Annotated in this window: 6 protein-coding genes; 2 read left to right on the forward strand and 4 right to left on the reverse strand. The window is 64.8% G+C overall.

Features of this window, described 5'->3' with window-relative positions; translation table 11 throughout:
• Positions 1–158: 158 nt before the first annotated feature.
• From ccsB to KHY18_RS17045, 3 genes are all read right to left on the reverse strand, one after another.
• A complete protein-coding gene (ccsB, locus tag KHY18_RS17035) occupies positions 159–1,493 on the reverse strand; it encodes a c-type cytochrome biogenesis protein CcsB (RefSeq protein ID WP_213302420.1) in 1,335 nt (444 codons plus the stop codon).
• Positions 1,494–1,501: 8 nt separating this feature from the next.
• Entirely contained in the window at positions 1,502–3,673 is a 2,172-nt protein-coding gene (locus tag KHY18_RS17040; RefSeq protein WP_213302423.1) for a cytochrome c biogenesis protein ResB, read from the reverse strand.
• Between the two features lie 154 nt (positions 3,674–3,827).
• Entirely contained in the window at positions 3,828–4,469 is a 642-nt protein-coding gene (locus tag KHY18_RS17045) for a c-type cytochrome (RefSeq protein WP_213302426.1), read from the reverse strand.
• Between the two features lie 72 nt (positions 4,470–4,541).
• On the opposite strand from KHY18_RS17045, the gene yihA reads away from it, so the two are divergent.
• On the forward strand, positions 4,542–5,294 hold the full coding sequence (gene yihA, locus KHY18_RS17050) for a ribosome biogenesis GTP-binding protein YihA/YsxC (RefSeq protein ID WP_213302428.1): 753 nt from the start codon (positions 4,542–4,544) through the stop codon (positions 5,292–5,294).
• 48 nt (positions 5,295–5,342) lie between these two features.
• A complete protein-coding gene (locus KHY18_RS17055; RefSeq protein WP_213302430.1) occupies positions 5,343–6,275 on the forward strand; it encodes an alpha/beta fold hydrolase in 933 nt (310 codons plus the stop codon).
• Positions 6,276–6,280: 5 nt separating this feature from the next.
• On the opposite strand, the gene KHY18_RS17060 is transcribed toward KHY18_RS17055, so the two are convergent.
• Positions 6,281–7,150: a lysophospholipid acyltransferase family protein gene (locus KHY18_RS17060; RefSeq protein WP_213302439.1), complete on the reverse strand. Its 870-nt coding sequence runs from the start codon at positions 7,148–7,150 to the stop codon at positions 6,281–6,283.
• Positions 7,151–7,153: the final 3 nt, after the last annotated feature.

The raw sequence follows: 7,153 nt of genomic DNA on the forward strand, positions 1-7,153 counted from the left end.
TGAGCAGCTTATGCAACTGGCGTGCCCCAGCATGGGGGCAGCGAGCAAGGGCCGCCCCGCAGCGAGGCTGCCGTCCCTGGCCGGGCGCCCCCCTCCACCGAAGGTTGAGAGGGGGAAGCGCGGGTGGCCCGTGCCACGAAGGCGCTCAGGGGGTGCTTTTACAATTCGCCGTAGCTGTGCAGGCCGCTGAGGAACATGTTGACGCCCAGGAAGGCAAATGTGGTCACGCCCAGGCCGGTCAGCGCCCACCAGGCGGACACCGTGCCGCGCAGGCCCTTGACCAGGCGCATGTGCAGCCAGGCCGCGTAGTTGAGCCAGACGATCAGCGCCCAGGTTTCCTTCGGGTCCCAGCTCCAGTAACCGCCCCAGGCTTCGGCCGCCCACAGCGCGCCCAGCACGGTGGCGATGGTGAAGAACGCAAAGCCCACGGCGATCGACTTGTACATCACGTCGTCGAGGATCTCGAACGACGGCAGGCGCGCCGCAATGTGCTTGCGCGCCAGCAGGATGCCGGCGACGATCAACGCGGAAATGCCGAAGTACACGGTCCAGTAGCTGCCGCCGTTTTCGGTCGCACCCTGGCGGAAAACGATGGGCTCGAAGCACAGCACGATGCCCAGCAGCCACAGCGGCGCAAGCTTGTACCAGCGGGTCTCGCCGGCCTGCTGCTTGATCAGGTAGGCGAACGCGACCATGGCCGCGAGCGCGAACGTGCCGTAGCCGATGAAGTTGGCCGGCACATGCAGTTTCATCCACCAGCTCTTGAGCGCCGGCACCAGCGGCTGGATTTCATGCGCTTCGCGCACCAGCGTGTACCAGAGCAGAAAGCCCACGGCCGCGCTGACCACCAGCATCACGAAGGCGCCCAGCGCGCGGGTGTCGTAGTTCTCTTCGTAGTAGAGGTAGAACGTCGCGGTCATCCAGCAGAACATCACGAACACTTCGTAGAGGTTGCTGACCGGAATATGGCCGATGTCGGCGCCCAGCAGATAGCTTTCGTACCAGCGCACCATGGTGCCGATCAGCGCCATCGCGACCGCCACCCAGGCAATGCGCGAGCCCAGCAGCGACATGGTCCGGCCCTCGTTGCGCGAGAACATGCCTATCCAGTAGAAGATGGTGCTCATGAAGAACAGCATGCTCATCCAGAGGATGGCCGACTGGCTCGACAGGAAGTACTTGAGGCCGAACACGCTGTCGGCCTGGGCCAGGCTGCCCGCGCCATCCACCTGATAAAGGCTCAGCGCCAGCAGCGAGCAGCCGGCCACCGCCAGCACCAGCACGCGCAGCGGACGCCAGAACCAGCACAGCCAGATCATGGCCGGGATGGTGCCCAGCAGGATGGCCTTCTCATAGACATCCATGAAGTCCGCATAGCGCTGCAGCGCGAACAGCCCGCCCGCGGCGACGATCACGGCGAACAGCCAGTCGAACCAGTTGCGGCGTGAAAAATACCCCGAATGCAGGGTGATGGTCTCGGAAGCGTCGGTCATTGCGGTCGTCATTCAGAATCTCCCGGGCGGCGCGCCATCGGCTTGGCCCCAATGAGTTTTTCGGTCAGCATGGCGAAGTCCTTGTCACCTTCCATTGTCTGGCGGTTGGTGGAAAGGGCCACGGTGGCGTGGCTGCTGCCTTCGCCGGCGGGGGCCAGCCAGATCCACAGGCGTCGATCACGCACGTAGAGCATGGCAAAGATCCCCAGAATCAGGAACAGGCACCCCAGATAGACTACGTTCTTGCCGGGCCCACGTGTGACCTGGAAAACGCTGGCTTGCACATGTGTGAAATCGTCCAGCATGAATGTCATGGGCGCGGGATAGAACTGGGCGTCGCTCAACGAGAACACCGCCTGCGTCATGAACGCCAGCGTCTGTGCGTCGTTTTCCATGGGCTTGAGGCCGTTTTTCTCGCGCAGCGCCTGGGCCATCTCGAACAGCACGCCGTTGAGAATGCGCACCAGCACTTCGCTGGCGCGCGTGCGCTCGGCTTCGGGAACGTTCTCTTCCATGAAGCGCGCGATCGCCTGCAGGCCGCCGATCTTCACGCCCGCAGCGTCCGTCGTGCCCGCATACATTTCGAGGGCGCGCAGCGCCGACTGCATCAGCGGCTCGCGCAGGTCGGGGCGCGACGCATCCACGGCCGTCGCCACATAGCGGCGCGCGGCCTGCTCGCGCAGCGCGGGGTCGGCCAGCGCCACGCGCAGGCGCAGGAAGGTGTCCATCGAGCCTTCGGTGTCGGCCGGAACGCGCAGGAAGCGGAAGGCATCGACCGGGTTGTCGCGCACGCCCAGCAGGAACACCGGGTTGCCGTCGCCGGTGTCGACCGGCATCATGTAGTTTTGGTACTCGCGCGCCTGGCCCGAAGCGTCGCGCAGCTTGTAGCCTATGCTGGGGCCGATGTTGCGCAGCTCTTTTTCGGTCGTGGTCTTGTGGCCTGCGCCCAGGCGTGCATCGATCGCCGACTTCAGATCGACCTTGCGCACGTCGGTGCCCGACGCGCTCGCGCCCTTGGCCGCGCCGAAGTTCTCGACGTTGATGGTGCGCAGCGCCGTGTATTCGAGCGTCAGCGTGTCGTCGGCGGTGCCGCGGCCCGCGCCCGCGCGCGTGAATTCGCTGGTGCCGCCGATGATGCCTTCGACCGTGAACGGCTTGCCCGTGCCGTCCATGGGCACGGCGCGCATCTTGACCGACGATCCGCCGTCATCGAAGCTCGACTGGTAAATCTCCACGCCCTTGTAATGCGCGGGATGGTTGACTTCGATGCGCTGCGCCGTCTGCTCGCCCGTGTGCTTGTCGTGAATGATCACTTCGCTGGCGAACAGCTTGGGCATGCCGGTCGAGTAGTACTCGACGATGAATTTCTTGAGTTCCACCGCGAAAGGCAGCTCCTGCAGCAGCACGCCGTCCGACTGGTTCAGGATGGCGGTGCTCGACTGCGTGCCTTCGGCGACCATCAGGTTGCCGCGGAAAGTGGGGTTGCGTTCCGACAGGCGGTGCTCGGGCGCCACATCGGACACGCGGCCGCCGCCCGTGTAAGGCGTCTTGTCGCCGAACAGCATCTGCGCGCGCACGATCAGATCGCCGTCGAACAGCCCGCCCAGGCAGATCAGCACGATGGCGCTGTGCGCCGCGATGTAGCCCAGCTTGTGCGCCGCGCCGGCCTTGGCCGCGACCATCCAGCCTTGGCCTGCGGCGGTATCGCGCGGCTGCAGCTTGACTTTCCAGCCGCCGGTGACCAGCAGCTTGCCCAGGCGCTGGGCTGCTTCCTGCGGGTTGCCGCGCACATCGGCCTGGGCACGGTGGCGAAAGGCTTCGAGGCTCTTCTCGCGGATGTTTTCCTTGTAGGTGCGCAGGTCTGCCAGGTACTTGGGCGCATTGCGCGCCACGCACAGGCTGGTGCTGACGACCAGAAACGCCAGGATCAGCAGAAACCACCAGGCGCTGTATACCGCATTGAGCTTGAGCGCCAGGAACAGCTGCGCCCAGAACGGGCCAAACTGGTTGACGTAGTTGACGGCCGGCTCGTGCTGCTTGAGCACGGTGCCGATCACCGAGGCGATGCAGATCACCGTGAGCAGGGCGATCGCAAAGCGCATCGACGACAGCAACTCGACGGCCGCGCGCCGAGCGTTTGAGCCAAAGGAAGAAGTCGCGCGGGAAGAGGTATCTGACATGGAAGAAATAACGCAAAGCCCGAAAGCAAAAAAGCGGGACCACCTCAGCAAAGGATGGACCCGCCCATTGGGGTTTGTGATTGGCGTTTGGTTCCCTGCCGGGCGTGAAACCATTCAACGCCGGGCAGACAACCCGCTGAAACCGTTCAGCGCATCAACGCAGGCCGGCGATGTAATCCGCAACGGCCTTGATTTCACGGTCGTTGAGCTTGGCCGCCACCTGGGTCATGGGCAGGCTGTTGCCCCGCTTGCCATCTCGAAACTCTACCAGTTGTTTAATAGTGTAGTCAGCGTGCTGGCCTGCCAGGCGCGGGTACTGCACGGGCAGACCGGCACCGTTGGGGCTGTGGCAGCCGGCGCAGGCCGCGATGTTGCGGTCCTGGATGCCGCCGCGGAAGATGCGCTCGCCCATGACGACCAGATCCTTGTCTTTCGCAAAGCCGCCCTTGGGCTTTTGCGCCGCGAGCCAGCCCGCAATGTTCTTCATTTCCTGGTCGGACAGCATGGAGGCGAAACCCTGCATCACCGGGTCCTTGCGCGCACCGCTTTTGAAGTCCTGCAGTTGCTTGACAAGGTACTCGGGATGCTGCTGCGCCAGGGCCGGATTAGCCACAATGGTCGAGTTGCCATCCGCTCCGTGGCATGCTGCGCATACTGCAGTAAACCCTGCGGCTCCTTGCGCCAGATCAATCTTGGCGTTCGCCTGCGGCGCCGCAGGCTTTTCTCCTGCCGCAACGGCCGGGAGAATTGGTGCTGCCAGAAAGGCAGCCATCAGCATAGTGGCGAGCAACTTCATATCGAGGGTCTGTTGTTAGGTGCACTGAACCGCACAATTCTACAATGAGGCTCCAAAGCATTGATACCCCCCATGACGAACTCATCTCCCGCACCGGCTGCGGGCAAGCCTTCTCCCGTTATCGATGGCAAGCTCGCCATGGGCTGGATGCACACTGCGCGCTTTCTGACCACCGCCGCGCAACTGCACCATCTGCCCGCTATCGACGTCCCCGAGATTGCTTTTGTCGGACGCTCGAACGCGGGTAAATCCACCTGTATCAACACGTTGACGCAGCAAAAGCAGCTGGCCTTCGCATCGAAGAAACCCGGCCGCACGCAACACATCAACCTGTTCTCTCTGGGCCGCCAAGGCATCACCGATGCCGTGCTTGCCGACTTGCCGGGCTACGGCTATGCCGCAGTGTCGCGCTCGGACAAGATACGCTGGCAACAGGTGATGGTCAACTACCTGATTACCCGCAGCAGCCTCACCGGCATCGTGCTTTTGTGCGATCCGCGCCTGGGCCTGACCGAGCTCGACGAGGCCCTGCTCGAAGCCGTGCGTCCGCGCGTCGAAGACGGCATGAAGTTCCTGATCCTGCTGACCAAGGCCGACAAGCTGACCCGCGCCGAGCAGGCCAAGGCGCTGTCCATTGCGCGCCTGCAGGCCGGTGGCGGCGAAGCAATGTTGTTCTCGGCGCTCAAGAAACAGGGTGTGGACGACGTGGCTCAGCTACTATGGCGTTGGTCGCATCCGGAAGTGCCCGCAACGGCGCCCGATGCAGCTACGCCCGCAGTGCCGTCCACCGCGTCGGACAGCGCTGACGAATCCCAGGCCAACTAGCTTCCAGCAGGTTCAGCCAAGGCTGGAGGCTACCGAGAGAGTAGCTCCATGATCCAGACTTGCGACCATGTCCTGCCCCACGGCACCACCCTGCGCTGCCGCACCGCGGGCGTGCCGGGCCAGCCGGTGCTGCTGTTCCTCCATGGCTTTCCCGAAGGCGCATTCATCTGGGATGCGCTGCTCACGCATTTCTCCGCGCCTGAAAACGGCGGCTTTCGCTGCGTCGCGCCCAACCTGCGCGGCTTCGGCAAGTCGAGCAGCCCGACCGAAGTCACGGCCTACCACGCGCGCCATCTGGTGCAGGACATCCGCGCGCTGATTGCCATCGAGAGCCCCGACGCCCCGCTCGCCTGCCTGGTCGCCCACGACTGGGGCGGCGCGCTGGCCTGGAGCGTGGCCAGCCAGCACCCCGACAGCATGCAGCGCCTGATGGTTCTCAACGCCCCCCACGCGGGGGCGTTTTTGCGCGAGCTGCGCGAACAGGCCGAACAACGCCGGGCCAGCGATTACATGCGCTTCCTGCGCCGCGCAGATGCACCCGAGTTGCTTGCCGAGCATGATTTCCGACGCGCTTTCGGCTTTTTCGCCCAACCCGACGGCCAGATGCCGGCCTGGCTCACGCCCGAGCTGCAGGCCCGCTACCGCAAACACTGGTCGCGCGGAATGCAGGGCGCCTGCCACTACTACGGGGCCAGCCCGCTGTTTCCGCCCGCACCGGGCGATCCCGACCATCTAGCGACCTTGCAGCTGCCCGCGTCCGCGCTGCGCGTCGACGTGCCCACGCTGGTGCTGTGGGGCATGAGCGACCCGGCGCTGCGCCCGGGGCTGCTTGACGGTCTCGAAGAATGGGTGCCGCGGCTGCAGATCCAGCACCTGCGCAACACCTCGCACTGGGTGGTGCACGAACGCCCGGCGCGCGTGATCGACGAGCTAGAGCATTTCGTGCAGCAGCAGTTCAGCGACGATAGGCTGGCAGCTTAGAACGGCTAGATGTACAGAGAAGGCTCGCCCTCGGGCCGGGTCTTGAAGCGCTTGTGGACCCAGTAATACTGCTCGGGCATGGTGTTGATCCATTTCTCGAGCTCGCGGTTCATGCGCGCCGTGTCGGCGACCGCATCCGCGGTCGGGAAATCTTCCCAGGCCGGCGTGATCTGGGCCACATAGCCTTCGGGCGTCATCCGCGTGTACATGCCTATGACCTTGGCCCGTCCCAGGCGCGCGAAGCGCGACAGCGAAGGAATGGTCGCGGCCGTGACGCCGTAGAACGGCACGAACACCGAGTCGTTCTTGCCGAAATCCATGTCGGGCAGCAGGTACAGCAGGCCGCCCTGGCGCAGGCTGGAGATGATGGGCTTGACGCCGTCGGCACGGTTGAGCATGCGCACGTCGCCAAAGCGCTGGCGCCCGCCCATGAACCAGTCATCGATCGTCGGATTGGGGTGGGTCGAAAAGATCGACGTGAACGCGCGCGTGGTGTTGAGCGGCAGCGTGAGCCCGCCCGCGTCCATGCTGTAGAAATGCGGCGCGAAGACGATGGTCGGCGTATCGCCCTCGAGTTCGTGCAGCGCGCCTTCGAGCTTGATGCGCGAGCGCACCACCGCCTCGGGCGCCGACCACAGCCAGCCGCGGTCCAGCCAGGTCTGGCAGAACACCACGAAGTTGCGCCGGGCCAGCGTGGTGCGCTCGGCGACCGAAAGATGCGGGAAACACAGCTCCAGATTGCGCAACGCAATCCTGCGCCGCGGCACGGCGATCACGAACAGCACGCGGCCCAGCAGCCAGCCGAGCGCGCGCAGCCAGCGCAGCGGCAGACGCCCCAGCGCGCCCATCAGCCAGACGCCGAAGCGCGCGCTCATGGG

This window comes from Acidovorax sp. CCYZU-2555, assembly GCF_018413525.1.
In the GTDB taxonomy this organism is placed as follows: Bacteria; Pseudomonadota; Gammaproteobacteria; order Burkholderiales; family Burkholderiaceae_C; genus Comamonas.

Excerpts from the sequence above, each read along its gene's own strand:
- ccsB (WP_213302420.1), bottom strand. The coding sequence starts at position 1,493 with ATGACCGACGCTTCCGAGACCATCACCCTGCATTCGGGGTATTTTTCA.
- KHY18_RS17055 (WP_213302430.1), top strand. The coding sequence starts at position 5,343 with ATGATCCAGACTTGCGACCATGTCCTGCCCCACGGCACCACCCTGCGC.
- yihA (WP_213302428.1), top strand. The coding sequence starts at position 4,542 with ATGACGAACTCATCTCCCGCACCGGCTGCGGGCAAGCCTTCTCCCGTT.
- KHY18_RS17045 (WP_213302426.1), bottom strand. The coding sequence starts at position 4,469 with ATGAAGTTGCTCGCCACTATGCTGATGGCTGCCTTTCTGGCAGCACCA.
- KHY18_RS17040 (WP_213302423.1), bottom strand. The coding sequence starts at position 3,673 with ATGTCAGATACCTCTTCCCGCGCGACTTCTTCCTTTGGCTCAAACGCT.
- KHY18_RS17060 (WP_213302439.1), bottom strand. The coding sequence starts at position 7,150 with ATGAGCGCGCGCTTCGGCGTCTGGCTGATGGGCGCGCTGGGGCGTCTG.